The following is a 25643-nucleotide window of genomic DNA, read 5'->3' as shown; positions in this document are numbered from 1 at the left end:
TTCCGGCTCGAATGGCGCATGCAGCTGCCGTGATGGCCAATACTGCACCGGGCCGCGGGGCGGAACGTTCTGCTATACCGATAGCGGAAAGAAGTCCTATCTCAGGAAGTAAGCGCCGCGCTGCTTGAGGCAGTCTCAATAGCTGCCCGCAGGCAGCACGTCCGCCAAATACGCGTTGATATCCGGCGTCTCTCGCAGCGCATGCCGCATCCACGCGCCGCGCTCATGCGCGGTCACTTCCAGCTCCCACACGCAGGCAATGAACGGTCCCTGCACGGGTTGAAACTGTTCGGGCCGATCCAGCGGCGCGGAGTACATCTGTTGGCACAGGATGCCGCCGGATATCCACCAGTCAGCCAGCAGCCAGACCGCTTCTTCGCCCACGTGCACGATGCAGAAGCCCAAGCCCGTGGCGCGCGGATCGCTGGCGGCGTCTCGCAACGCGGCCATTGCGGTCTTGCGCGCGGCTGCGGCCACTTCAGCGGACAGCAGCGCAACGGCTGGATCGGGATTGCGTTGTATCGCGTAGGCCTTGATGGCCAGGCCGTCTTCGCGCCATTGTTCGATGAACGCCATGCGGCGCGGTGCGTAAGGTTCTGCAGGAATCGTTTGGAAAGACATGATGGGCAGCGAGGGGGAACCCGTCGGGGTCATGGAGGCAGGTATTCTTCCAGCAGTCCGCTAGCCCAGCAAGGACAAGGCATCGTCCAGCGACAGCACGGTGGTGCGCGATTCAAACGCCGTCGCAAACAAATGCTCATGCACGATCGGGTCCGGGTCGTAGCAGCAGTCCTTGACCGTCAGCAGGCGGTAGTCCGCGTCGCTGGCATGCGCAATCGATGACAGCATCACGCCGGTGGACGCGACGCCGGCCATGATCAGCGTGTCTATGCTCTGCGCGGAAAGCCGCACTTGCAGGTCGGTGCCGAAGAACACGCTGGCGCGGTGGGCGATGATGATGGGCTCGTCTTCGCGGCGGTCGAGTTCCGGCGAGATGCGGTCGTGGACGAAGCGGCCCAGCTGTTTGATGCCCTGCCCGTTCTTGTTCAAGGGGCTGACTTCAGGATAGCCAGGGCTGAAATGGATCTTGGCGAAATAGACGCTGACGCCGGCGCGCCGCGCGGCGTCGCACAGTTGCCGCGTGTTGCTGAGCAAGGCGGGGGCGACCGACGGAAACAGTTCCATGATGTCGGTCTGGTAGTGCATGACCAGCAAGGCGGTACGCGCCGGAATGATGGCCGGGGTCTGGGTGTTCATGCTCCGCTCCGCAAAGGGTTTGCCATGCGCGCCTTGCGGGTCGGCCTGCCGGCCGGGGACCGATGCGTGGCGACGTGATAGGTGCGACAGGAATGACGGCTGACTGTATCACGGCAGTCATGACCCCCATGTTCTCCTGCCTCCATCGCGTCGTGAACGGATTCTGGCCGGTGCGGACCGCGCTACAAAGGCGGAATCCCCGCCGCCTTGACGACTTGCTTCCACCGCACGATCTCGCTGGCGACCATGTCGCGCATGGCGGCCGGGCTGCTGGGCGCGGGCTGGCTTCCCAGGGTGGCGAGCGTTTGCTTCACTTCGCCCTCTTCCAGGGCTTTGCCGATGGCGGAATTCAAGGTTGCCGCGATGTTTTCGGGCAGGCCCGGGGGGCCTGCAATGCCCAACCATGACAGCACTTCGAAGCCCGGCAGGGTTTGCGCGACTGGAGCGATATCCGGAGCCTGCGGCCAGGGTATGGCGCTGGTGACGGCCAGGGCTCTGAGCTTGCCCGCCTTCAGCTGCGGCGTTGCCACGGTCAAGGTATCCACCAGGATGTCGACATCGCCGGACAGCACAGCCTCGACGGGGGCGCCGCCGCCTCGATACGGTATGTGCAGCAACTCCACCTTGCCCTCGGTGGCCAGCAGTTCGCCGGTCATGTGCTGGGTGGATCCCACGCCTACGGACGTGAACGTGATCTTGGCGGGAGCCTTGGCGGCCATGGCGAGCAGATCGGCCAGCGTCCTGGCGGGATGATCCGCCCTTACCGCGATCACGAACGGAAACTTGGACACGGTGGACAGGAAGCTGAAGTCCTTGACCGGATCGTAGGACAGCTCCCTGGAGACCGCCGCGGAGACCGTATGCGCGCCGGTCAGCATGATCAGGGTGTAGCCATCCGGCTTGGCCTTGGCGACCGCATCGCTGGCGATGCGCCCGCCAGCGCCGCTCTTGATTTCCACGACGACTGGCTGGCCCAGGGACTGTGTCAATTGCTTGCCGACCAGACGGGCAACGACGTCGGCGTTACCGCCCGCGCCAAAGCCGTGGATCAGCCGGACCGGCCGGGCCGGATAAGCGTCTTCGGCAAATCCCTGGGGCAGCCAGGCCAGCGCGGGCGCGCAGAGGCCGATCTGTATCAACTGGCGGCGTTTTGTGTTGGTCATGGCGTTGTCTCCATCTGTGGTTTAGCGCCGCTCGAAATGGCGGCTGAAGCCTTTCCAAACATCGTCGTAGTCCGGCTGCAGGTTGGGCGCCGCCAGCGCCTGCGCGGTGGGGCGAAATGCGTGACGGCTCTCGAACATGAAGGCCAGGGTGTCTTTCAGCGCATGCGGCGCGAGATCGGCCTGGCTGGCCTTTTCGAATGTGGCCGCGTCGGGGCCGTGCGGCAGCATGCAGTTGTGCAGGCTGATGCCGCCCGGCACGAAGCCTTCGGCCTTGGCGTCGTAGACGCCTCGCACCAGCCCCATCAGTTCGCTCATGACGTTGCGGTGAAACCATGGCGGACGGAACGTATCCTCGGCCACCAGCCAGCGCGGCGGGAAGATGACGAAGTCGCAGTTGGCCACGCCGGGAGTGTCGGTGTTGGAGGTGAGGACGGTGTAGATGGACGGATCGGGATGATCGAAGCTGATCGAGCCGATGGCCATGAAGTGCGCCAGATCGTACTTGTAGGGCACGAGGTTGCCGTGCCACGCGACCACGTCCAGCGGCGTATGGTCTTGCTGGCATTGCCAGAAGCGGCCGAGGAACTTGTTGACCAATTGGACCGGGCCGTCGTCTTCCTCATAGGCCGCGACCGGCGCCAGGAAATCACGCGCGTTCGCCAGGCCGTTGGAGCCTATCGGCCCCAGTTCGGGCAGGCGGAAGGGACTGCCGTAGTTTTCGCACAGATAGCCGCGTGCCAACACGTCCAGTAGCTCTACGCGAAAGCGCATGCCGCGCGGAACCAGGGCGATCTCGCCGGGGGCGATATCGAGCCTGCCCAGTTCGGTATGCAAGCGCAGCCGTCCGGACTGGGGCACCAACAGCATTTCGCCGTCGGAGTTCATGAGGTAGCGCCTGCGCATGGATTGATTGGCCACGTACACATGCGCGGCGACGCCCACCTGTGCATGCGCGTCGCCGTTGCCGGCCGCCGTTACCACGCCATCGATGAAGTCCGTGGGCGCATCCGGTTCTGCCCAGGGATTCCAGCGCAGCCGGTTGGCGGGCGTGGGCGCGTCGGTGAAAGGACCCGTCTGCCAGCGCGGCACGGGCATTTCCGCGAATCGGCCATGCATGGCCGCCGGGCGTATGCGGTACATCCAGGTACGCAGATTGAGGTCGCGCGGCATGGTGAAGGCCGAGCCGGACAACAGCTCCGCATACAGTCCATGCGCGACCCGCTGCGGTGAGTTTCGGCCAACCGGCAGCGCGCCCGCGACGGCTTCCGATTCGAAGCGGTTGCCAAAGCCGCTCTGGTACTGCAAGGCTTCAATCTTCGTTGCATTCATGATTGACTCGCATCGTCGTGCCAGGAATGGGTGAAAAAGGGCGCCGGCTTGAGCAGCTTGGACTCCTGGTGCTGCAGCAGCGGAAGCATGCGCTGTACGTAGGCCTGCCATTGCGGATCGGCCGCAAGCCGGGCTCGTCTTGTTTCGCGCTCTTGCAGGTCTTGATAGGCCCACAGGTGCACGATCTGGTTCAAGGCGCCTGCTTCGCTGTAGTAATAGCCGACCATGCGTCCGAGTATGCGGCGCTGCACGGCCAGCCCTTCGGCCTCGTACAAGGCCAGGTAGTCCCGCCATTTGCCAGGGTGGGTGGTGTAGGTGCGTTGTTCAACGATCATGTTCGCACCTCCCGTGCCGGCAGAATGCGGGCCGTGCACTCGCCAAAGCCTATGCGGGCACATCCTGGTCGTTCGCAGTAGCCGCGCAGGATGACCTCGTCCCCGTCCGCCAGAAAGCTCCTGGTCTCGCCATTGGGCAGTCTGATGGGCTCCTTGCCGCCGTGGGTCAGTTCCAGCAGACTGCCCCAGCTGCTGGCCAGCGAACCCGAGACGGTGCCGGAACCCAGTAGGTCGCCCGCGTCCAGGGTGCTGCCATTGCTGGTGTGGTGCGCCACCATCTGTGCATAGGTCCAGTAAAGGTCTGCGGTATTGCCGCGCGAAAGCGTGACCGGCGCGATGCCTTGCCGTGCCATTGCCTCGCTTCGCAGCTGCAGTTCCATGGTGATGTCCAGCGCGCCTAGCGCCTGGTCTGCCGCGCCGTGCAGATGGGGCAGCGGCGCTGGCTCATCCGCGCTGCGAACGCGGGCGGGAATGCGGAAAGGCGCCAACGCTTCCGGTGTAACGATCCAGGGCGCGACACTGGTGGCGAAGCTCTTGGCCAGGAAGGGGCCGAGCGGCTGATATTCCCAGGATTGCATGTCGCGCGCGGACCAGTCGTTCAGCAGCGAGAAGCCGAAGATATGTTCCCAGGCCTGCTCCACCGGCACCGGTTGCCAGCGCGCCGATGGCTGGCCGATGTATGCGCCCAGCTCCACTTCGTAGTCCAGCCGTTGGCAGGCTTCATAGGCGGGCGCTTCCTGTCCCGGCGGGCGGAGCTGTCCGCGCGGACGTTCGATGTCGGCACCGCACAAGATGCTGTTGGCGCGGCCGTTGTAGGCGACCGGGACGTAGCGGTAGTTTGGCAGCAAGGGCTGCTCCGGCCGGAACAGCCGGCCTGCGTTGCTGGCGTGATCGATCGAAGCGAAAAAGTCCGTGAATCCCCTGATCTGCACCGGCGTATGCAGGCGGACATCGCGTTGGGGAAAAAGCGGCAGCGTCTGCCTTGTCCTGCGCGCGTCGAGCAAGTGGGATAGCGCCGCCCTCAGCGCCCGGCGCGCCTCGCCGCCCAGCGCCATCAAGGGGTTGAGCACGGGTTCGGCGCAGGCTTGCGCAGCTTGAGCCGCCAGACCCTGCAGCAATGGCGCCGCGGCAGCGACATCAATGATGGCATCGCCTATGCCCACGCCGATGCGCGGGGTGGCGCCGTGGCAGCTGAACGCGGCGAAAGGCAAATTTTGGATCGGAAAATCCGTTCCGGCGGCATTCGCGCTTTCCACCCAGCTGTGCAGGGCCGGGTCGTGGGTATGGTCGCGTTGCGTCATAGCGTATGGCCGCCATCGATGACGATCCGCACACCGGTGCTGGTATTCAGCAGTGTTGCGGCCGCCAGAATTGCCTGGGCTACGTCCTGCGGCGAAACGACGCGTCCCAGGGCCGTGCCTGCGGCATGTTTCTCCAGGTCCGCACGGTTGCGGCCTTCGACGAATCCTGTATCCACTGCGGCAGGCGAAACGCTAAGGAACCGGATGGGGCCGAGCGCGCGGGCCAACGAACGGATCGTCGTGTCCAGGGCGGCTTTGGCGGCGCAGTAGGCGATGTTGCTGCCGGAGCCGGTATATGCGGATACGGAAGAAACGGCCACGACGACTGCCTCGTCGGCGCGCTGCAGCCAGGGTAGAAAGCTGCGCGTGATCGCATACGGTCCGCCCGCATTCGCGGTGAGGATCTCGTTGTAGAGTTCCGGCGTGAGGGTGTGCAGGTCGCGGTGCGGAATGCGGCGTGTGTAGCCAGCCGAATGCACCAGTATGTTCAAGCTTCCGAACGCCGTACCCAGTTCCTCGGCCGCGCGCGTCTGGGCATTGGCGTCGTCCAGCGGCACCCGCAACACGAGATGGCCGGCTCCAGGCAGCGATGCGCAAAGCTCCCGGGCGCGGTCCTCGCCGTTCAGGTAGCCGATCGCCACGCGCGCGCCTGCATTGGCCAGCACACGTACCGTCGCTGCTCCTATGCCGCTGCTGCCGCCGGTCACCAATGCAGTTTTTCCGGTCAGCGAGGCCGGCTGGCCTTGCTGGGTGAAGCACTGATCCATGAAAGTCTCCGTTGCGCCTTCTGTCCGTTGTACAGAAAGGCATGCCTCTTTTCTTATGGCGACTATATGATTTGGAGGAAAATTCCCTGATCGAATTTCCGTTGAGTGGACACGACTTATGCCTGCTAGACCTGCCGAGCCAGGCGTGCTTGAACGTTCCGTGCAATTGCTCAAGCTGCTTGCGACGGCGGGCCGGCGCGGCCTGGCACTCACCCAGTTATCCAAGTCCACCGATATGGCGCACTCCACGGTGCACCGTCTGCTGCGGCAGTTGATGCAGGAGCGGTTAGTTGTGCAGCGTGAAACAGGCAAGGGTTATGCGTTGGGCCCGCTGGCGTTCGAGCTGGGTCTGGCCGCGGCGCCCTCTTACGACTTGCGCGAGCATTGCCAGCCGGGCATGCGGCAATTGGCGGAGGAGCTGGGCGACACGGTCTATCTCAGTGTGCGCAGCGGCATCGAATCCGTATGTCAGGCGCGCGAGGAAGGGCCCTCGCCGATCCGCGTGAACACGCTGTCCATCGGCAGCCGCAGACCGTTAGGTCTGGGCGCCGGCGGGCTGGCCATCCTGTCGCACCTGCCGGCGGCGGAGTACGAGGAAGTGATGTCGCACATCTTGCCGCGCGTGCAGACGGAGGCGGGCCTGGACGAGCGCACGTTGCGTGCGGCCGTGGCGCAAACGCGCCGCAACGGCTATTCATTCATACGCAATCGGGTAACGCTGGGCGTCACTGCCGTGGGCGTGCCGATTTTCGATTCGTTGGACCGGCCGATCGCGGCCATCAGCATTGCGGCAATAGACGAGCGGATGCGCGCCGACAGGATTGCGTTGCTGGCCGCGAATTTGCAGCAGCAGGCCCGGTTGATGGGGCGTCTGGCGCCTGTTTGACGGCCGCGTGAGGCGCGGCTTTCCGTCTGGCCTAGACCACCGGCAACTGATTCGTCACGCAATGAATTCCGCCGCCGCCTGACGCGATGGCGTCGATATCCAGCTGCACCACCTTGCGCCCCGGATACAAACGCGTCAGCAGGTCGAGCGCCTTCGCGTCCGCTTCCGCATCGCCGAATTCCGGTGCAATGACGGCGCCGTTGATGACGAAGTAGTTGATGTAGCCCGCCGCGAAGTCCGGGTTGTCGCGCAGGAACTTGCTGCGCCGGGGCTTGAGCGGCGGGCTCACGGTGTGGATTTCCAGCGGCTTGCCGTCGGCATCCGTTGCGCGCCGGAGGATCTCCAGGTGCTTGCGGGTCAGCGCGTAGTCGTAGGACTCGGGGTCCATGTCGAGGTTGGCGACGACGACGCCGGGCCGAGCGAAGCGGGCGTAGAAATCGACATGGGCGTCGGTGATGTCCTTACCCTTGATGCCGGGCAGCCAGATGATCTTGCGCAGGCCCAGGCAGCGCTTTAGTTCCTCTTCGACTTCCGCCTTGCTCCAGCCGGGGTTGCGGTTGGAATTGATCCAGCTGCTTTCGGTCATGATGCCGGTGCCGCGGCCATCGACTTCGATGCCGCCGCCTTCGCCAATCAGTTCGCTTTGCAGGTATTCGGTGTCGGTGACCTCGGTGGTTTCAGCGGCGATCTTGGCGTCGGCGGCGTGGCGCTGCTTGTTGCCCCAGCCGTTGAAGTTGAAGTCCACGCCGGTGGCCGCGCCCCGCCCGTCGAGCACGAAGTTGGCGCCGATGTCGCGCATCCAGATGTCGTCCAGGCGGGTTTCGACGAAGCTGACGTTGTCGGCGCCGCAATGGCGTTCGGCCAGGCTGCGTTCGCGGGCGCGGCAGAACACGGTGACGGGCTGGTGGGCGGCGATGGCGCGGGCGATGCGGCCGAGCGCGGCCTGGACGTCGGCGGTGAAGTCTTCCCAGATGGCGTCCTGGGCGCCGAAGGCGATGAAGGCGCGGGCCTGGGGCGCGCCTTCGTCGGGCATGTGCCACCGGGGCGCTGGCGCCGCCCGTGCGCCGGGGGCGAGCAGACCCAGGCCCAGCAAGGCGGCGGCCTGGACGCCCATGAGCGTGGCGGTGTGTTGGATGAGTTGGCGGCGGGTGGGCACGTCGGGCTCCTGTAATTCTGGAAGATCGATAAAAAATGGTTATGTTTGGGTCAAAGGTGCGCACCTCTTGAATTGCAGTGTATTTCCCGCCTGACCGCGCGGACTAGCGATATATTTAGTGGAATTCTGATTAGCAGGGCTTATTGATATGCTCAAGCAATGGCCTCCCCTGAACGTGCTGCGCGGCTTCGAGGCGGCCGCCCGGCTGGGCAGCTTCCATAAAGCGGCTGACGAGCTGCATCTAACGCAGTCGGCGATCAGCCAGCAGGTGCGCAGCCTGGAGGACTATCTGGGCCAGCCGCTGTTTTTCCGCCAGGGCCGCGCGGTGTCGCTGACGGATGCGGGCTGGGATCTGCTGGGCACGACGCAGGCCATGCTGCAGCAGTTGGCAGCCGGCATCCGCAGGCTGGACCAGTACCGCAAGCCGAACCAGCTGATCGTGAACACCAGTCCGGCGTTTTCGCGGCACTGGCTGCTGCCCAGGCTGGAAGCCTTCCGCACCCTGCATCCCGAGGCGGACCTGTGGCTGTACACCAGCGATGCCGCGCCGGACATGGGCAAGCAGACCATAGACATCGCGCTGCGCGACGACCTGGGCCCACAGGCCGATTGCGCGTTCCGCGTGCTGGTCGAGGACCGCATGTATCCAGCCTGCCACCCTCGCCTGTTGGCGGCCGAGACGCGCGCCACGCTGCATGGCGAACGCGAGATGGATTGGAGCCATTGGGAAACGCAAGGCGGCGCCGACGTGGGCCAGCGCGGCCAGGGCATGAATTTTTCCGACCCTGGCCTGTTGCTGGATGCGGCGCGCGAGGGCCTGGGCATGGCGCTGGTCAGCAGCTTGCTGGCCGACCGCTCGCGCCGCGATGGCTCGCTGGCGGCGTTGACGGAGCAGACCGTGCGCGGTCCGAAATGGGCGTTGCTGGTGCATCGGGACAGCGAGGACGATCCGCTGACGCGCGCGTTCTGCGAGTGGGTGTCCGAAGAACTGGACGCGTCGCGCGAGGACGGCGGCGCGGCAGCCTAGGCCTTGTCTCTCAGGTTGCGATTTTCATCACGGTGTTAAGTTGTAGACCCATCGCCACATGCGGCGCATTCCAGAGCAAGAGATTCCTCGATGTCCCATTTGCAATCTACGCGTCCCGTCGCGCTGGTCACGGGCTCTACCTCCGGCATAGGCGAGGCCATTGCCCGCCGCCTGTCGCGGGACGGTTATGCGGTGGTCGTGCATTCACGCCGTTCGGCTGAAGCCGGCCATGCCTTGGCGCGCGAGCTGGGCGATGCTGTCTACGTGCAGGCGGATCTGGCGAACGATGCCGACCGGGTCCGGCTGGTCCGGGAAGCCGTCGCGGCATGGGGGCGGCTGGACGTGCTGGTCAACAACGCTGGAATCAGCCAAGTCATTCCCCATGCGGACCTGGCCGCGGCCACGCCGGACATCTGGCATGCATTGCATGAGGTCAACGTGGTGGCGCCGTTTCGCCTGGTGGCCGAAGCGCAGGCCGCGTTGCAAGCGGCGGCGGCGCATGGCCGGCCGGCTTGCGTGATCAATGTGAGTTCGCACGCGGGTATCCGGCCCAAAGGCGCTTCCATTCCCTATGCGGCGACCAAGGCGGCGCTCAACCATGTGACGCGCTTGCTCGCGCTTTCGCTGGCGCCGCATATCCGCGTGAATGCGGTTGCGCCGGGCCTGGTGGACACGCCGATGACGGCCGATTGGACGCAGGCGCAAGCCTTGTGGCGCGACAAGGCGCCGATGCGCCGGGCGGCCAGTCCGGAGGATATCGCGCAGGCGGTCTCCATGCTTGCCGCGTCGGATTATCTGACCGGCGAGATCCTGCTTTCCGATGGCGGATTGAATCTCACATAGCAGCACAAGCCGCGCGGGCAGCGCAGCCGTTGGGAAGCCGGCTTGCGCGCCCGGCTGGCAGCAATGCCGGCCTTACTTCTCCGCGTACTTCTTGCTGGCTGTGTCGTAGGCGTAGACGACGGCATCGCCCGCGCCCAGTTGGCGGGTCTTGTCCGGGCCGGCGATTTCCGTGCCGCTGCGCTTGACGGTCACGCGCGGCATGTCGCTGCCGCCATGCGCGGAGAAGACCAGTTCGCCCGAGCTGGCCACGCAAGGCATGACGTCGCCTTCGGCGCAGGCCGCGCTATTGTCTTCGCCGGTATTGATGCTGCCTACATAGGTCCAGCCCGCGCCTTCGTCCGGACCCGCCGGATTGAAGACCAGCAGCGCGTAGCCGCTGAAGCTGATGCCGTTGTCGAAGCCTTCGGTGGGCACGGCCAGCAGCAGCTTGCCGGCGGGCGTGCGGTACTCCACCGGCTTGCGGCGGGTGTCGACGTCTTCCGGTTTTTCGTAGGCGCCGAACTCGCCGACCGAGTGCTTCATGCCGCGGAACTTCCAGGGACGTTCGGGCGTGGCGCCGGTCAACGTGTACGTGGCTTCGGCCAAGTTGACCTGAGTGCCGGGCCCGACCTCGTCTTCGCCCGGCTTGCCGTAGCGTTCGCGCGTGTCCCAGGTGAAGCCGGTGTAGTAGCGCGTGCCGCCCAGTTCGAAGGCATGGCCGAACCAGAAGGTGGCGATGCTGCCGTTGGCGACTTCGTAGGAATCGGCGCCCTTGCCGTCGATCTGGTAGATGGAATACATCACCGTGGGCACATCGGGCGGTGCAATGGCGGCGGCCTGGGCGGTGGGCGGCAGCGCCGCGGCGCCGGCGGATTCAGCGGCGGTTGCGGCGGGGCTGAACAGCGCGGCCAGGGTGGACGCCAGCAGGCCGGCCATGGCGGTGCGGAGCAAACGGCCAGGGGGGCGGGTTTTCTGAATGGTTTTCATGTGTCGGACATCTTCTTGTCGGCCTCAGGCGGGAAAGCCTTGTGATCGCCTGTCTCTGTCTGTGCGGCGCCATCCTAATCGCCCGTTGCAATCCGCGTCGGACAACAATTTGCCAATTGTGTCGGACTGCAATGCATGGAGCGCCCCTGGCTAGTCTGCCACGGAATCGGCGTTTTGCTCGGGGATCGTAGGATGGGTGTGGCGCAAGAAAGACGTGGCGGACAGAACTGTCCTGCAATGCGTGAAACCCATCGCCCGTTACGGGACGGGGATGGGTTTCGCGCGGCGTTTTCCCTCAGTACGTCGCCCGCAGGTTCAGCATCACGCTGCGCGGCTCGCCGTAGTAGTTCGAACCGTAGGCGGCCCACACGCGCTGGTAATAGACCTTGTCGAACAGGTTGTTCACCGTCAGCGTGCCTTCCAGGTGCTTGTTGAAGCGGTAGCCGGCTTGCGCGGACACGGTGGTGTACGGACGCTGCTCGAACTTCACCGGGCCGTTCAGGCGGTACATGCTGCTGACGCTGCGCACGCCCGCGCCCAGCGACAGGCCTTCCAGCGTGCCGGTGGCGAAGGTGTACTTGGTCCACAGGTTGAAGGTGTGGCGCGGCGTGATGAAGGCGTACTGTTGCGACTTCTGTTCTTCCGTTCCCTTGAGGGTCTTGGTGGTGGTGTAGGCGTAGCCGGCGGTGATGTCCCAGCCTGGCGCGGGGCTGCCGCTGATTTCGGCCTCGAAGCCCTGGCTGCGCATCTTGCCTGCGGCCATGGAGAACAGCGGATTGTTCGGGTCCGTCATCGAGCGGTTCTCGTCTTCCATGCGGAACAGCGCGGCGTGGCCGTTCAGGCGCTTGTCCAGGAATTCGCCCTTCAGGCCGATCTCGAACTGCTTGCCGGTGCGCGGGTCCAGCAGCTGGCCGTTGACGTCGGTGACGGTCTGCGGCGTGAAGATGCTGGTGTAGCTGGCGTAGGCCGACAACTGCTCGTTCAGGTCCACCACCAGGCCCAGATAGGGCGTGAACTTGCCGTTGATCTTGTCGCTGGTGTTGGTGAACTGGTTGAAGTACGCGTTGCGGTTTTGCGTGCGGTTTTCCCACCAGGTGAAGCGGCCGCCAGCGATGATGGTGGCCGCGTCGGTCACGCGCAGATTGGTGCGCGCATACAGGCCGTACTGGTCGGTCTTGCTGTCGTTGCCGTTGGTGAACTGGTAGTCCGGCTTGGGGATGTTGTTGTTGGGGTGGTAGAGGTTGGTGTCGGCGTTGTCGCCGCCGCCGTAGCGGAAGTTCTTGTGGACGTTGCGGTAGTCGGCGCCCACGGTCAGCTCGTGCTGGCGGCCGAAGGCTTCAAAGGGCGTGGCCACGAAGGCGTCCAGGCCGTAGGTCTTCCAGTTGCTGCGGTACTTCCAGCTGACGAGGCAGGTGTCGCCGGTGATCGGGTCCACTGCGCAGTCGGACCAGCCGAACTCGCGGCTGGGCTCGTCCTGTTCGCGGTAGATGCCGCTGACCTTGATGCGTCCGCCATTGGCCAGGCGGTGGTCCACGTCGGCGAAGTACTCGGTGACTTCCTCGGTGATGTGGTTCCAGCTGGGGTCCAGGTTGGTGGAACGGCGCACGTCCAGCAAGCGGCCGTCGGTGTAGCCGGGCAGGCCGAAGAAGGGGCGGCCCTTGTATTGCTGGTAGGTGGCGCCGGCGGTCAGGACGGTGTCGGGCGTCAGGTCGAAGCTCAGGGTGCCGTAGAACAGCGGCTTCTCGGTGTACACGCCGTCGACGAAGGATTTGCGGTCGTCATAGGACGCCACCAGGCGGCCGCGCAGGCGCCCATCGCTGTCCAAGGGGCCGGTGATGTCGGCCTCGGTGTAATAGCGGTCCCAGGAGCCCGTCATGACCTGGCCGCTGAAGGCGAATTCCTTCTGCGCGCGCTTGCGTACCAGGTTCACGGTACCGCCGGGATCGCCCGCGCCCTGGTACAGGCCGGAAGGTCCGCGCAGCACTTCGATGTGGTCGTAGATGGCCAGTCCGAAGCCCGAGGACAGGTCGTTGCCGGTGCTGGCCGGCGTGTTCACGCCGTCGACCTGGATCGTGTCCAGCGCATAGCCGCGTGAGTAGAAGTTGCCATGGTTGCCGCCGATGCTGCCCGCTTCCACCGTGATGCCGGTGACGGTGCGCATGGCGTCATCCAGCGTGGTCAGGTTCTGGTCGTCCAGCAGCTGGCGCGTCACCACCGAGACCGATTGCGGGATCTCGCGCAGGCTTTGCGCGTTCTTGCCGATGGTGACGGCTGGGGCGGTGTAGGACCCCGTGCCTTCGGTGACGGTGAGGTCGCGGCCGGTGACCGTCACGGGCGCCAGGGTGGTGGCATCGCCGGTGGATGCGTCGGCCGGCCGCCGCACCACGAAGCCCGAGCCGCTCTGCACGGCCACCAGGCCGCTGCGTGCCAGCAGGCGGTTCAACGCGACCTGCGGGGTCATGGAGCCGGATACGGCGGGGGCGTTCAGGCCGGCCACGACGTCGGGGCTGAACAGCACCTGCAACTGCGCCTGCCGGCCCAACGCCACCAGCGCGTCGGCCAGGCTGCCGGCGGGCAGGTCGAAGCTTTGCGCGACGGCGCTTTGCGCATGGGCTGCGGATGGCGCCAGCGCCTGGACCGCCAGCGCGGCGCTCATGGACAGCGCGCACAGCAGCGCGTAACGGCCGGCGCTCAGCCGACGATGAAAATGGCGTTGCGCCATGGACTTTCCCCAGTCTGGAAGTGGATCTTCAACTGGGGAAGACGCGCCAGCCGCCAAAACCCGAACCTGTCTAATTAAAAATAATTCTTAATTCTTGTCTTCAGCGGCTGCCGATCACCGCGGCGCCGTCCGGACGTCGGCTTACCGTCACCGGCAACAGGCCGGGCAGCATGTCCAGGACGGCGTCCGGCTGGCGCAGATCCAGCGTGCCGGACAGGCGCAAGCCCCGGGCGCGCTCGTCGGCGAAGCGCAGCGGCGTGTCGCGGTACAGGGCCAGATAGCCGGCCAGCTGCTGCAAGGTGGCGTCGTGCATCACCGCCACGCCGCCCTGCCAGGCGCCGATCTCGCTGGCGGGCACCTGCTGGCGGCGCAACAGCCGCGCGTCGGCGCGCGACAGCAGCACCGTGTCGCCGGCCTGAAGCGTCTGCGCGGCGGGCGCGTTGGCGCCTTGGGCGTCCAGTCTGACTTCGCCGCTGCGCACGCCGACCTGCAGCACGTCGGGCAGCAGCAGCACGTTGAACTCGGTGCCGATGTCGCGCAGTTCCGCGTCGCCCGCGGCCACGATCAGCGGCCGGCGGTCGGGGGCGGCATCGATGTAGACCTCGCCGCCCTCGACGCGGATATGGCGTTCGGCCATCGTGTAGCGCACGGTCACGCGGGTGCCGACGTTGGCATGCAGCCGGGTGCCGTCGGGCAGGTCCAGGTTGCGGGTCTGGGTGGACGCGTTGACCACGGATTCGTAGCTGATGGGCACGTACTGGTAGGCGGCGGCCGCGATCAGCAGCATCGCGGCCAGCGCACCGCCCCAGCGCAGGAAGGCGGGGCGCCGCGTCGGCGCTGACCACGCGCGGGGCGGGGACTGCGGCCGGCTGCGCGACGGGTTCTGCGTGTGGCTGGCCGGCTGCGAGTGCACCCGCGCGGAGTCCGGGCGCGGCAGCGCCGCCATGTCCTCCCACACCAGCTCGAGCCGCTCGTACTCTCGCCGATGCTCGGCCGAAGCTTGCAGCCAGGACTGGAAGGCTTGTTCGGCGCCGGCGTCGGACGCGCGCTCCCGGCGGCGCATGAACCATGCGCTCGCGGCCTCTTCGACAGCGGACAAAGGTAGGGATCGGGTCATGGCGTTTCGCCGTGGACACGGCGCTTGCAGTGCGCCAGCGCCAGTTGCAGGTGCTTCTCGACCGCTCGCACACTGATGCCCATGTGGTCGGCGATGTCCTCGCAACGGAGCTCATCATACCGATAAAGCAGAAAGGCCTCGCGCTGGCGCGGCGGCATCTCGTCGATGGCGGCCTGCAGCAATCGCAGGCGCTGGCTGGCGTCGGCGCGCGCTTCGGGTTGCAGGCCGGCGGGGGCAGCCAAGCCGACTGCCGTGGGCTCGAAACCCTGGTCGTCCAGGCTGGCCACCACATGTTCATCGCGCACGCTCTCGCGGCGCCAATGGTCGCGCAGCAGGTTGCGGGCGATCTCGTACAGATAGGCGCGCGGCTTCTCCGGCGGCGTGGCGCCGTCATGCGCCGCCAGCCATTTGGCGAAGGTCTCCTGCGCCAGGTCCTGGGCGGCCTCGGGCGAACGCTTGAGCTGGCGGTTCAGGAAACCGACCAGCTCCGCGTTCCACGCCTTGTACGCCTCGGCGATCACGCCGAAGAACCGCTCCCCCATGATGCCCCTAGGCTATGTCCGCTGCGCGCTCTGTGAAGCTGGCGCTTAGGCATGGCTTCAATTAAATGATAATGATTCTTATTGTATCAACAATATCGGACGGTGTGCCGAGGTGCCATGGACACCTCCTGCAAGAGATAGCTCGGGTAATTCAGGAAAAGTTGCAAGCATGACGGGGCGGGGGGACACCTCCAGAATAGAGCGATTTGCCTTAGGCGAGCGGCCCACGGCGAACGTTGAACTTCGGGCCGGATAGTCCAGTAACCTGCGCTGCTTCTATACGTTAATTGCGTATAATTTGGTGCACATGCCATGAAGGCCCTATTCATTGAGTTGCCGGCATTTCTTCGCTACCGGTCCGACTATCTGGACGACGACGGATTTCGCGGCTTGCAGGAAACCATGATGCAGAACCCGGACGCTGGAGACGTGCTCGAAGGCGCGGGCGGTCTGCAGGCAAGCTGCGCTACGGCGATCCGCGCAGAGGAAAAGGCAAGCGCGGCGGCCTGCGGGTGATCTACTACTGGTGGGATGGAGGCCTGCAGTTCTGGCTGTTTACTTTGTACGACAAGAACGAGGCAGTTGATTTGAGCGCCAAGGAAAAGCTGGCACTCAGGGCCATGCTGAAAGCGGAACTGGAGGCGAGACGATGAAGAAGCGCAATCTATACGGAGAGATCGCCGAGGGTTTCGATGCGATGTCGAATGCGCGCGCGGGCAAGCACACCTTGCGCACCCACGAAGTAGAGTTCAAGCCTGCACCGGATGTGACCGCCGAAGAGCTGCTGGCGCTGCGCGAGCGCCTGCATTTGTCTCGCCAGGTGTTCGCTCGTTACTTGCGGACCAATCCCCGAACGCTCGAAAACTGGGAGCAAGGCCGAGCCAAGCCGAACGCGCAGGCCGCGCTATTGATTCGCCTGGTCGAGAAGTATCCAGACACCGTGGAGCGGCTTGCGGCTGTGTGAGCGTCCTTTGTCTTGCCCTGCATGAAAGCGGATCTGCCGGCGCTCTGATGTAGCAATCCGCGCGTGGCGGTTTAAGGACACGTCCGTCCGCACCCGGCGGCCTGCGGCCCCGGGATCTTCCCTCGCATTGAAAGCGCCCTGTCTCCGGGTGCAGCGTCGCCGCGCCATCTGCGTCGGCCGTGCACCCATCTTCCCGATGGGCGTCCGCGTTTCCACAACCATCGTTGTTTCACGCTTCCTAATGTCGACTATTAGATTTGCTTAAGTTGCCCGTATTTTTTGACCCCTCATTCCGGCATTCTTAGCATCACTGATAGGAGACACCATGGGCGCACTAAAAAACGATTCCAGCCTGGACATCCGCATGCTGCGCATCTTCGCGGCGGTGGCGGCGGCCGATAGTTTGTCGGCGGCGGCGCAAGCCTTGAACATCACGCAGTCGGCCGTGTCGCAGACGATCTCTCAGATCGAGAGCACGCTGGGCATGCGCGTGCTGGACCGGTCGCGCAGGCCATACCGGCTGACGCCGGCGGGGGTGACCTTGCACCGCCAGTCGCGGCAGATCGTGGATGACGTGGATCGGCTGATTTCGCAGGTGCGCGAGGCGGACCTGATGAACCGGCCGGCCATCCGGATCGGCATGATTGATTCCTTCGCCGCGACCACCGGTCCAGCCATCGTCAAGCGGCTGACGCAGAGCGCCAGCCAGGTGCTGGTGTGGTCCGGGCTGGCCTACGGCCACGCGCAGGCGCTGCTGAACCGGCAGGTCGACATCATCGTCACCACCGACGCCTTGGACGACGTGGACGGGTTGGCGCGGCGCGCCATCCTGACCGAGCCCTTTGCGCTGGTGGTGCCGGCGGCGCGCGCCGACGAGTTTGCGCGCATGGACCTGCGCCAAGTGGCCCAGGCCGCGCCCTTCATCCGCTTCAGCGGCCGCTCGCACTTCGGCGCCATGATCGAACGTCATCTGCGCCGCTGCAGCGTGACCGCGCCGCCGTTCCTGGAGATCGACACCAGCGACGTGGTCATGGCGATGATCGCGGCCAATCTGGGTTGGGCGCTGATGACGCCGCTGTGCCTGTTGCAGGGACGTTCGTGGCTGGATCAGGTGGCGGTGTTGCCGTTGCCGGGACCGGGCCTGGCGCGCACGCTGCACCAGGTGTCGCGGCAGGACGAATTCGAGGAGATGGCCGACATGTTCTGGCAGATCAGCCGCAAGGCGCTGGAGACGGAAATCTTCCCGCAGGTAAGCGCGCATTTGCCCTGGCTCGGGCGGCAGATGCGGCTTTGTTGACCCGGCGGGAAACGCCTGGGCAAGACGCCACGCTTTCGCGAGGCGCCGCGCGCAGCCGGTTTTTCGCCGCAGGATAGCCCGACGACAAAAAGGAGAAGGACATGCAGGAGACTAGACGCAGATTCATCCAAGGCGCCGCCCTGAGCGCCGCAGCCTTGGCGCTGCCGATGGCAGGACGGGCCTGGGCCGCGCAAGCGCAGGCCGTGCGCTATGGCGGCTCGGCGTGGCTGGGCCACTACCCAGCCTGGCTGGCCATCCAGGCCGGCTACTTCAAGAATGAAGGGCTGGACGTAGGCTGGGAGTCTTTCGGCACGACCTCGGCACGCGTCAGCGCCCTGCTGTCGGGCAATATCGACATGGCGGTCACCGCCGCACCCGCTGCGCTGGCGGTGATGGCGCGGGGTTCGCGCCATTTCGCCATCATCGGCGTGCCTGAGAACTTCGGCCGGGTCGAAGGGTTGATCGTGCGCGACGGCGTGCAAAGCATGCAAGACCTGAAGGGCAAGAAGGTCGGCGTCACGTTCGCCTCCAGCGCGCACCTGCTGGTGCTCAATCTGCTGGACCAGGCGGGCCTGAAGGCGGACAAGGACGTCACCGTGCTGAATGTGCCCGCGCCGGAAATGCCGGCGGCCTTCAAGGCAGGCCAGATCGACGCGGCAGCGGCATGGACGCCGCAGTTCAACGCCATTCGCGCCATGCCGGGCGCGCGCATGCTGGCCGACGATACGCAGTTCTCGCTCTACAAGGAATACGGCGTCACGCCGGGGCCGGACGTGCTGGTTGCGCGCCGCGCATTCCTGGACAAGCACCCCGAAACCGTCAAGCGCTTCCTCAAGGCGTATTTCCGTGCCAACGAGCAGCTGCGCGCGCAGCCGGACAGCACGGTGGCCGCCTTGACGGAACTGACCAAACTTACCGCTGCCGATCAGCTGGAAATGGTCAAGGGCGCCGATTGGTATGCCGCGTCGGAACAAGGGCCGCTGCTGGCGCCGGGCAGCAAGTACATCGATGGCTTGCAGAAGCTGGCGGAAATGATGGTGCGCTACGGACAGATCGACAAGGCACCAGCTGTACGCGATTGGGTTGATCCCGCCTACCTGTAACTGCGAAGGCGTCCACACCGATACGCCTGCGGGCGCATGCCGCCCGCCCTTCTTTCTGTCAGGAATTGAACGATGAATGCATCAAACCGTCAGCGTCGTCCGGACCTGCTGCTGATCAGCAGCGTGTCCGTGATCGTGCTGCTGCTGTTCTGGGAAGGCGTCTGCCGCCTGCAATGGGTGGATCCGCTATTCCTGCCGCCGCCCTCGTCCGTCTTCGCCCGCCTGGCCGGCATGTGGGAGCAAGGCGCGCTAATGGGCCACATCCTGGCGTCCGCGCGCCGGGTCATGGTGGGCTTTGCCGCCGCCACGGCGCTGGCGATTCCGCTGGGAATTTTCCTGGGCACCTCGCTGCGCGCCCGTGCCGCCTTCGACCCCATCCTGTCCTTCCTGCGGCCGCTGCCCTCGATGAGCTGGATTCCGCTGTCGCTGCTGTGGTTCGGTATTACCGAAACGCAGAAGTACAGCATCGTGTTCATGGGCACCTTCGCGCCGGCGCTGTTGTACGTGATCGAAGCCACGCGCAACATCGACCCACTGCTGATCCGCGCCGCTCGCAACCTGGGCGCCAGCGGTCCGCAAGTGATGCGCATGGTGATCCTGCCGGCCAGCCTGCCGCAGATCTTCAGCGGCTTCAAGGTGATCCTGGGCCTGTCGTGGACCTGCGTCATTTCCGCCGAACTGGTTGCCGCGAAGGAAGGCCTGGGCTTTCTCATCATGAACGGCAAGGAGTTCTTCCAGACCGACACCGTGGTGCTGGGCATGGCGCTCATCAGCGTCACCGTGCTGGTGACCGACGTGGTCTTCCGAGTCATTGAAAACAGGGTGTTGGCATGGTCGCGATAAACCACGAAGCAAACAATACGATGATATCGATCGAAGGCATTTCCAAGTCGTTCGGTTCCTTTCACGCCTTGCAGGGCGTGGACCTGCAGGTCAAGCGCGGCGAGTTCCTGGTGGTGTTGGGCGCGTCGGGTTGCGGCAAGTCCACGCTGCTCAACCTGATCACCGGATTCGAAAAACCCAGCGCCGGACGCATCGTGGTCAATGGCCGCGAAGTGCGCGACGTGGATCCGCACTGCGGCATGGTGTTCCAGCAGTACGCCTTGTTCCCATGGCTAACCGTGGCCGAGAACGTGGCCTTTGGCCTGAAGCTCAAGGGCGTTCCCGCTTCGGAACGTCGCGCGACGGCGCAGAAGTTCATCGAGATGGTGGGGCTGAAGGGCTTCGAGGACGCCTATCCCAAGGCCCTGTCCGGCGGCATGCGCCAGCGCGTGTCCATCGCCCGGGTGCTGGCCAACGATCCCGACGTCATCTTGCTGGACGAACCCTTTGCCGCGCTGGACGCCATGACCCGCCAGGTGCTGCAGGAAGAGTTGACCCGCATTTACGAACGCAGCGGCAAGACCATCATCTTCATCACCCACTCCATCGACGAGGCTCTGCTGCTGTCCAACCGCATGGTCATCATGAGCGCGCGGCCGGGCCGCGTCGCCTGCGACATCTCCAACGATCTTCCCTATCCGCGCAACGCCGACGCGCAGCTTTCGCCGCGCTACATCGAGCTCAAGTCGCAGATCTGGGGCATCGTGCAGAACGAAGTCATGCGCAGCCTGCAGGCGCGCGCAGACCAATGATCCGCCAACCGCAACACTGAACCCATCATGTCTCACCCATCAGGGCAACCGCAGACTTATCCTCAATACCAGAGCGGCTCGGGCTGGAACGCCATGCTGCCCAAGCGCGCGCCACGCGCCGCTGCGCCGCCGCATGCGCGCTTCAAGCACGTGATCATCGGCGCCGGCTACACCGGCCTGGCGGCTGCGCGCCGGCTGGCCGAATTGCAGCCCCAGGAGCGCATCCTGGTGCTGGACGCCACCGCAGCCGGCGAAGGCTCCGCAGGGCGCAATTCCGGCTTTCTGATCAACCTGCCGCACAACACCCGCATGAGCGGCCACCACAGTCCGCTGCAGGTCGCGCGCAAGCAGATCGCGATGTACCAGTCCGGACTGGACTGGCTGGCGGAATTGGCGGAACGGGGCGGATTCGACTGCGGCTGGGATGTCGCGGGCAAGTACCACGCTGCGGCCACGCAACTAGGGCGCAGCACGCTGAACGCGTCGCTGGCGCAGTACCGCGATTGGGGCGTTGCGTACACCGAATTGGATCGGGATGCCTTGCGAGAACAACTGGGCACCAGCTATTACGAGTTCGGATACCACTCGATGAACAACGTCTTCGTGCAGCCAGCCGCGCTGATACGAGGTCTGGCCGACACGCTCCCTGAAAACGTCTGGCTCATGGAGAACAATCCTGTGCTGGCGGTCGGCGGCGCAGGCCCCTACACGGTGCGCACGCGCGGCGGCGAATTCACTGCCGACAACGTGGTCCTGGCCAACAATGCCTTCGCGCGCAAGCTGGGTTTCCTGCGCAGCCGCCTCGTCACCATCTTTACCTACGCTGGCGTCACGCCCGTGCTGAGTCCGACGCAGCAGGCGCTGCTGGGCCAGCGCGACCAGTGGGGTGTCATCCCGGCCAATCGCCTGGGCACCACGCTGCGTCGCATCCGCGGCGGCCGTTTCATGGTGCGCAGCGCCTATTCCTATGAAGCCGAGCAGCCCCTGGATCGCATGGCGCAGTTGCTGCGCGATTCGTTCCAGCGCCGCTATCCCGAACTGGCATCGCATGACTTCGAGTACGTCTGGAGCGGATCCACGGCGCTGACGGGCAATGGCGCGTCCTTCGTGGGCCAGGTGCGGCCGGGCCTGTACGCCTCGGTCGGTTGCAACGGCGCGGGCGTGATCAAGGGCACCATCTACGGCAAACTGCTGGCCGAGCAGATCGCGGGCAGGCGCAGCCCGATGCTCGATGACCTGGAAGCGTTCGAGCGGCCGAACTGGCTGCCGCCCGATCCGCTGCGGCGGATCGGCGTGATGATCGCGATCGCCAGCCAGGCGAAGAAGGCAGGGCTGGAGCGCTGAGCTGGCCGATGCGCGGCGCGGACGCGCCGCGTCAGGACGCGTGGATGGTTTTCAACTTGCGCAGTTCGGGAAACCACCGCATCCACAATCCTGCCACCGCCATGGTGCCTACCCCGCCGATCACCACCGCGGGTACAGCGCCGAACGCCGCGGCCATGACGCCGGATTCGAATTCGCCCAGCTGGTTCGAGGCGCCGATGAATAGCGTGTTCACCGCGCTCACGCGGCCCAGCATATGGTCGGGCGTATTCAGCTGCACCAGGGACGAACGCACCACCACGCTGACCGCATCCGCCGCGCCCAGCACCACCAGCGCGCCGATGGACAACGGGATCGAGGTCGACAGGCCGAACACCGTGGTAGCCAGTCCGAACAGGATCAACGCGCCGAACAGCAGCCGGCCCACGTGCTCGCCCAGGCTCAGGCGCGCCAGCGTCAATGACATCAGTGCGGCGCCGCAGGCGGGGGCGGCGCGCAGCGCGCCCAGCGCCCAGGGACCGGCGTTGAGGATGTCCTTGGCGAAGATGGGTAGCAAGGCCGTGGCTCCGCCCAGCAGCACGGCGAACAGGTCCAGCGACAAGGTGCCCAGCAGCAGGCGCCGCTGGAAGATGAAGGTGATGCCGGCGAACAGCGTGCGCCAGGTGGTCGGTTCCTTGCGCGGCGGCGCGCGTTCGATGACCAGCGTGGCGATGGACGCGAAGGCCGACAGGTACAGGGCCGCCGCCACGCAATAGATCCACCCTGCCCCCAGCCCGTAGCCGACGCCGCCCAGCGCAGGACCCGCGATCTGCGCGATCTGGCCGCCGGAGGACGCCAGCGCGGTCGCGCGCGGCAGCCATTCGCGCGGCACCACGGCTGGGATCAACGTGGCCAGGGTCGGCGCTTCAAAGGCGCGGGCCGAACTCATGATGATGATGGTGGCGTAGATCAGCGTCTTGCCGCCCACGCCATGCAGGGCCGCGATCGCCAGCACCAGCGTGGCCAGCGCTTCCAGCGCCATGCACACCGCCACGATCTTGCGGCGGTCGTAGCGGTCGGCCACATGGCCCACCACCAGGGTCAGCGCCGCCATGGGCAGGAACTGCGCCAGGCCGATCAGGCCCAGGTCCAGGGCGCTGCCGCTTAGCGCATAGATTTGCCAGCCCACCGCGACCGAGACGATCTGGAAGGCCAGCGACGCGCTGATGCGCGCAAACAGGTAATGCAGGAAGGCGGGACGTTGCAGCGGACTGGGGGAGTCGGGGGCGGGCATGGAGGATGGCGCGATGGGCGCGTGACGGGCGCCGGACCCCGCATTCTAGGGACAAGTGGCTGACGGGAAACTAAGAGCGGCTCATGTGTCCCCGGCCGGGCCCGCCGTCACGCCTTGGGCCAATACGTCCCAAAGCTCCACAAATTGCCTTCCGGATCGCGGCAAGCGAACTCGCGGCTGCCGTAGGCGGTGTCGTAGGGCGGGGTTTCGATGGTGGCGCCGCTGGCCTGGACTTGCGTGTGCAGGGCGTCGGGATCGTCCACGGCCAGGTACAGCGCGTCGGTGCGGCGTCCTTGCAGGTCGCCCACCAGCTTGCCGTGGGCGTCGTCGCGGTCCGGGCCCAGCATCAGCATGGAACTGCCATAGGCCAATTCCGCATGTTGCACGGCGCCGTCGTCGCGGTAGACGGCGTGCTCGGTGAACCCCAGCACGCCGGTCAGCCAGCGGATCATCGCATCTGCGTCGCGGCAGCGCAGGGTCGGAAACAGGCGGGGCGCCGCCGATTCGGGTGACTTGGCACTCATCATGGGTACTCCCGTGGATAAGCAGGAGCGCCCATGATGCACCCGCGGGCGGCGCGGAGGATGACGATTTTGTTACTGCGCGCCTGACTACTCGCCGATGGCGACCAGCTCGGCTCCTTCCGTCACCTGATCGCCCACGCCGTAGAACACTTCCGAGACCTTGCCGTCGGCGGGCGCGGAAATGGTGTGCTCCATCTTCATGGCTTCCATCACCAGCAGCGGCTGGCCCTTTTCCACGGTGTCGCCGGCCTTGACCGAGATCGAGATGATCTTGCCGGGCATGGGAGCCGTGAGGCCGCCGCCGTGTTCGCCCTGGGTGTCCTGCGAATGCGCCAGGGGATCGTAGAGGTCCAGCACGTGCACGCCGCCTTCGCCGAAGACGTGGGCTTTTTCGGCGTGCAGCACGACGGTGCCGGCGCTTTCATGGCCGTCCAGCGTGATGCGCAGGCCATAGGCCAGATTGGGGTTGGCGCTGGCGTGGGCGCGCCACAGGAAGGCTTGCGGGCCCGAGCCGCTGTCCAGGGTCCAGGCGCCACCCTGGCGGGCGACGGTGACGTGGCGGGTCTCGCCGTTGTCCACCCATTGCAGCTGGCGCTGGTAGCGGCCGCCCAGGCGCCAGCCGTCGCGCGCGTCCCAGGGATCAGCAGGCTGCTTGCCGCCGGCGGCGCCCGGCTGCGCCAGGCCCTGGCGCACCAGCACGGCGGCGCAGGCCAGCGCCAGCGTGGCGGGACTGGCGGCCTGGGGTTCGGGCAGCAGCGTGGCGCGCTGGCGCTCGATCAGGCCGGTGTCCAGGTCCGCCGCGGCGAAGGCGCTGTCCTGCATCAGGCGCGACAGGAAGGCCACGTTGGTCTGCACGCCCACGGCCTGCGTCTGGGCCAGCGCTTGCAGCATGCGGGCGCGGGCCTGGTCGCGGTCGGCGCCGTGCACGATCAGCTTGGCGATCATGGGGTCGTAGAACGGCGTGATGGTGTCGCCCATGCGCACGCCGCCATCGACCCGGATGTCGCCGTTGGCGAACGCCGTGTGCGCCGGCAGGCCCAGGTAGGCCAGGGTGCCGATGGACGGCAGGAAGCCCTTCTCGGGGTTCTCGGCGTAGATGCGGGCCTCGATGGCGTGGCCCTGGATGCGCAGGTCTTCCTGGCGCGCGGGCAGCGGCTGGCCGGCGGCCACGCGCAGCTGCCATTCGACCAGGTCGTGGCCGGTGATCATTTCGGTGACCGGGTGCTCGACCTGCAGGCGCGTGTTCATTTCCATGAAGTAGAAGCGGCCGTCGGGTTCGGCGATGAACTCCACCGTGCCCGCGCCCACGTAGCCCACGGCGCGCGCGGCGGCCACGGCGGCTTCGCCCATGGCGCGGCGGCGCTCTTCGGTCATGCCGGGCGCGGGGGCTTCCTCGATCACCTTCTGGTGGCGGCGCTGCACCGAACAATCGCGCTCGAACAGGTAGACGCAGTTGCCATGCGTGTCGGCGAACACCTGGATTTCGATGTGGCGCGGCTTCTGCAGATAGCGTTCGATCAGCACGCGGTCGTCGCCGAAGCTGGAGGCGGCCTCGCGCTGGCAGGAGGCCAGGGCGTCGAGGAACGCGCCCGACGATTCGACCACGCGCATGCCCTTGCCGCCGCCGCCGGCGCTGGCCTTGATCAGCACGGGGTAGCCGATGGCGTCGGCCTGGGTCTTGAGGAATTGCGGGTCCTGGTTGTCGCCGTGGTAGCCAGGCACCAGCGGCACGCCGGCCTTTTCCATCAACGACTTGGCGGCGGATTTGCTGCCCATCGCGGCGATGGCGGAGGCCGGCGGGCCGACAAAGGCGATGCCGGCTTTTTCGGCGGCTTCGGCAAAGGCTTCGTTCTCGGAGAGGAAGCCGTAGCCGGGGTGGATGGCGCCCGCGCCGGTATCGCGCGCGGCTTGCAGGATGGCGTCGGCGCGCAGGTAGCTGGCGCGCGGCTCGGAGCCGCCGATGTACACGGCCTGGTCGCAGGCGGCGACGTGGCGGGCGTTGGCGTCGGCGTCGGAATACACCGCGACGGTGCGGATGCCCATGCGGCGGGCGGTGGCGGCCACGCGGCAGGCGATTTCACCGCGGTTGGCAATCAGCAAAGTGTCGAACATGG

The 25643-nt window shown here is 65.9% G+C and carries 25 protein-coding genes; 10 read left to right on the top strand and 15 right to left on the bottom strand.

The window, feature by feature from the left end; all coding sequences use genetic code 11:
* Positions 1-135: 135 nt before the first annotated feature.
* The 7 genes from IB257_RS26955 to IB257_RS26925 all read right to left on the bottom strand — a co-directional run bounded on the left by IB257_RS26955 (position 136) and on the right by IB257_RS26925 (position 6152).
* The gene (locus tag IB257_RS26955; RefSeq protein ID WP_054455659.1) at positions 136-576 is read right to left on the bottom strand and encodes a hypothetical protein; all 441 of its coding nucleotides are present in this window, start codon (positions 574-576) and stop codon (positions 136-138) included.
* Positions 577-681: 105 nt separating this feature from the next.
* On the bottom strand, positions 682-1257 hold the full coding sequence (locus tag IB257_RS26950; RefSeq protein WP_192330669.1) for an isochorismatase family cysteine hydrolase: 576 nt from the start codon (positions 1255-1257) through the stop codon (positions 682-684).
* 182 nt (positions 1258-1439) lie between these two features.
* Complete coding sequence (locus IB257_RS26945; protein ID WP_175181641.1) at positions 1440-2420, bottom strand: tripartite tricarboxylate transporter substrate binding protein; 981 nt, start codon at positions 2418-2420, stop codon at positions 1440-1442.
* Positions 2421-2441: 21 nt separating this feature from the next.
* Positions 2442-3749 (bottom strand): homogentisate 1,2-dioxygenase, encoded by a 1308-nt coding sequence (gene hmgA, locus IB257_RS26940; protein WP_192493088.1) that lies wholly within the window; start codon positions 3747-3749, stop codon positions 2442-2444.
* Positions 3746-4084 (bottom strand): NIPSNAP family protein, encoded by a 339-nt coding sequence (locus IB257_RS26935; RefSeq protein ID WP_054455651.1) that lies wholly within the window; start codon positions 4082-4084, stop codon positions 3746-3748. The genes hmgA and IB257_RS26935 overlap by 4 nt, the downstream gene beginning before the upstream one ends.
* Positions 4081-5385 (bottom strand): fumarylacetoacetase, encoded by a 1305-nt coding sequence (fahA, locus tag IB257_RS26930; RefSeq protein WP_175212897.1) that lies wholly within the window; start codon positions 5383-5385, stop codon positions 4081-4083. Before fahA ends, IB257_RS26935 begins: the two co-directional genes overlap by 4 nt.
* A complete protein-coding gene (locus IB257_RS26925; RefSeq protein ID WP_192493087.1) occupies positions 5382-6152 on the bottom strand; it encodes an SDR family NAD(P)-dependent oxidoreductase in 771 nt (256 codons plus the stop codon). Before IB257_RS26925 ends, fahA begins: the two co-directional genes overlap by 4 nt.
* 145 nt (positions 6153-6297) lie before the next feature.
* On the opposite strand from IB257_RS26925, the gene IB257_RS26920 reads away from it, so the two are divergent.
* Positions 6298-7038 carry an IclR family transcriptional regulator gene (locus IB257_RS26920; protein WP_175181643.1) on the top strand — a complete coding sequence of 247 codons (741 nt, stop codon included), beginning with the start codon at positions 6298-6300 and terminating at the stop codon, positions 7036-7038.
* Between the two features lie 31 nt (positions 7039-7069).
* On the opposite strand, the gene IB257_RS26915 is transcribed toward IB257_RS26920, so the two are convergent.
* On the bottom strand, positions 7070-8194 hold the full coding sequence (locus IB257_RS26915) for an agmatine deiminase family protein (protein ID WP_192493086.1): 1125 nt from the start codon (positions 8192-8194) through the stop codon (positions 7070-7072).
* Between the two features lie 148 nt (positions 8195-8342).
* Here IB257_RS26915 and IB257_RS26910 point away from each other — a divergent pair, with 148 nt between their 5' ends.
* On the top strand, positions 8343-9221 hold the full coding sequence (locus IB257_RS26910) for a LysR substrate-binding domain-containing protein (RefSeq protein WP_119449828.1): 879 nt from the start codon (positions 8343-8345) through the stop codon (positions 9219-9221).
* 90 nt (positions 9222-9311) lie between these two features.
* Positions 9312-10064: an SDR family NAD(P)-dependent oxidoreductase gene (locus tag IB257_RS26905; protein ID WP_192493085.1), complete on the top strand. Its 753-nt coding sequence runs from the start codon at positions 9312-9314 to the stop codon at positions 10062-10064.
* Positions 10065-10136: 72 nt separating this feature from the next.
* Here the strand turns inward: IB257_RS26905 and IB257_RS26900 are convergent, their stop codons facing one another.
* The 4 genes from IB257_RS26900 to IB257_RS26885 all read right to left on the bottom strand — a co-directional run bounded on the left by IB257_RS26900 (position 10137) and on the right by IB257_RS26885 (position 15411).
* Positions 10137-11030: a hypothetical protein gene (locus IB257_RS26900; RefSeq protein ID WP_175163076.1), complete on the bottom strand. Its 894-nt coding sequence runs from the start codon at positions 11028-11030 to the stop codon at positions 10137-10139.
* A 295-nt stretch (positions 11031-11325) separates the two neighbouring features.
* On the bottom strand, positions 11326-13752 hold the full coding sequence (locus IB257_RS26895) for a TonB-dependent siderophore receptor (RefSeq protein WP_054455637.1): 2427 nt from the start codon (positions 13750-13752) through the stop codon (positions 11326-11328).
* Between the two features lie 100 nt (positions 13753-13852).
* A complete protein-coding gene (locus tag IB257_RS26890) occupies positions 13853-14869 on the bottom strand; it encodes a FecR domain-containing protein (RefSeq protein ID WP_192493084.1) in 1017 nt (338 codons plus the stop codon).
* Complete coding sequence (locus tag IB257_RS26885) at positions 14866-15411, bottom strand: RNA polymerase sigma factor (RefSeq protein WP_054455634.1); 546 nt, start codon at positions 15409-15411, stop codon at positions 14866-14868. The genes IB257_RS26890 and IB257_RS26885 overlap by 4 nt, the downstream gene beginning before the upstream one ends.
* A gap of 312 nt (positions 15412-15723) precedes the next feature.
* Between IB257_RS26885 and IB257_RS31655 the strand changes: the two genes are divergently transcribed.
* The 7 genes from IB257_RS31655 (at position 15724) to IB257_RS26850 (ending at position 21753) form a co-directional block, all read left to right on the top strand.
* On the top strand, positions 15724-15927 hold the full coding sequence (locus IB257_RS31655; RefSeq protein WP_225589258.1) for an addiction module toxin RelE: 204 nt from the start codon (positions 15724-15726) through the stop codon (positions 15925-15927).
* A 133-nt stretch (positions 15928-16060) separates the two neighbouring features.
* Positions 16061-16375, top strand: coding sequence for a DNA-binding transcriptional regulator (locus tag IB257_RS26875; RefSeq protein WP_192352905.1), 315 nt, complete (start codon positions 16061-16063; stop codon positions 16373-16375).
* 325 nt (positions 16376-16700) lie between these two features.
* Entirely contained in the window at positions 16701-17672 is a 972-nt protein-coding gene (locus tag IB257_RS26870; protein WP_059376590.1) for a LysR family transcriptional regulator, read from the top strand.
* 101 nt (positions 17673-17773) lie between these two features.
* A complete protein-coding gene (locus IB257_RS26865) occupies positions 17774-18775 on the top strand; it encodes an ABC transporter substrate-binding protein (protein WP_192493083.1) in 1002 nt (333 codons plus the stop codon).
* A gap of 72 nt (positions 18776-18847) precedes the next feature.
* Entirely contained in the window at positions 18848-19618 is a 771-nt protein-coding gene (locus IB257_RS26860; protein WP_059376592.1) for an ABC transporter permease, read from the top strand.
* Between the two features lie 20 nt (positions 19619-19638).
* A complete protein-coding gene (locus tag IB257_RS26855; RefSeq protein WP_370539999.1) occupies positions 19639-20409 on the top strand; it encodes an ABC transporter ATP-binding protein in 771 nt (256 codons plus the stop codon).
* A gap of 27 nt (positions 20410-20436) precedes the next feature.
* Positions 20437-21753: an FAD-binding oxidoreductase gene (locus IB257_RS26850; RefSeq protein WP_192353694.1), complete on the top strand. Its 1317-nt coding sequence runs from the start codon at positions 20437-20439 to the stop codon at positions 21751-21753.
* 31 nt (positions 21754-21784) lie between these two features.
* Here IB257_RS26850 and IB257_RS26845 read toward each other — a convergent pair whose 3' ends face one another.
* The 3 genes from IB257_RS26845 to IB257_RS26835 form a co-directional block, all read right to left on the bottom strand.
* The gene (locus IB257_RS26845) at positions 21785-23005 is read right to left on the bottom strand and encodes an MFS transporter (RefSeq protein WP_192493082.1); all 1221 of its coding nucleotides are present in this window, start codon (positions 23003-23005) and stop codon (positions 21785-21787) included.
* A gap of 107 nt (positions 23006-23112) precedes the next feature.
* Entirely contained in the window at positions 23113-23532 is a 420-nt protein-coding gene (locus IB257_RS26840) for a VOC family protein (RefSeq protein ID WP_225589257.1), read from the bottom strand.
* A gap of 84 nt (positions 23533-23616) precedes the next feature.
* On the bottom strand, positions 23617-25641 hold the full coding sequence (locus IB257_RS26835; protein ID WP_192493081.1) for an acetyl/propionyl/methylcrotonyl-CoA carboxylase subunit alpha: 2025 nt from the start codon (positions 25639-25641) through the stop codon (positions 23617-23619).
* Between the last annotated feature and the right edge of the window lie 2 nt (positions 25642-25643).

Origin of the sequence: Achromobacter sp. ACM03 (assembly GCF_014851665.1) — a bacterium.
Lineage (GTDB): Bacteria > Pseudomonadota > Gammaproteobacteria > Burkholderiales > Burkholderiaceae_B > Achromobacter > Achromobacter aegrifaciens.
Note: the sequence above shows the minus strand (reverse complement) of the source record. Positions and strands in the feature narration are given on the sequence as shown.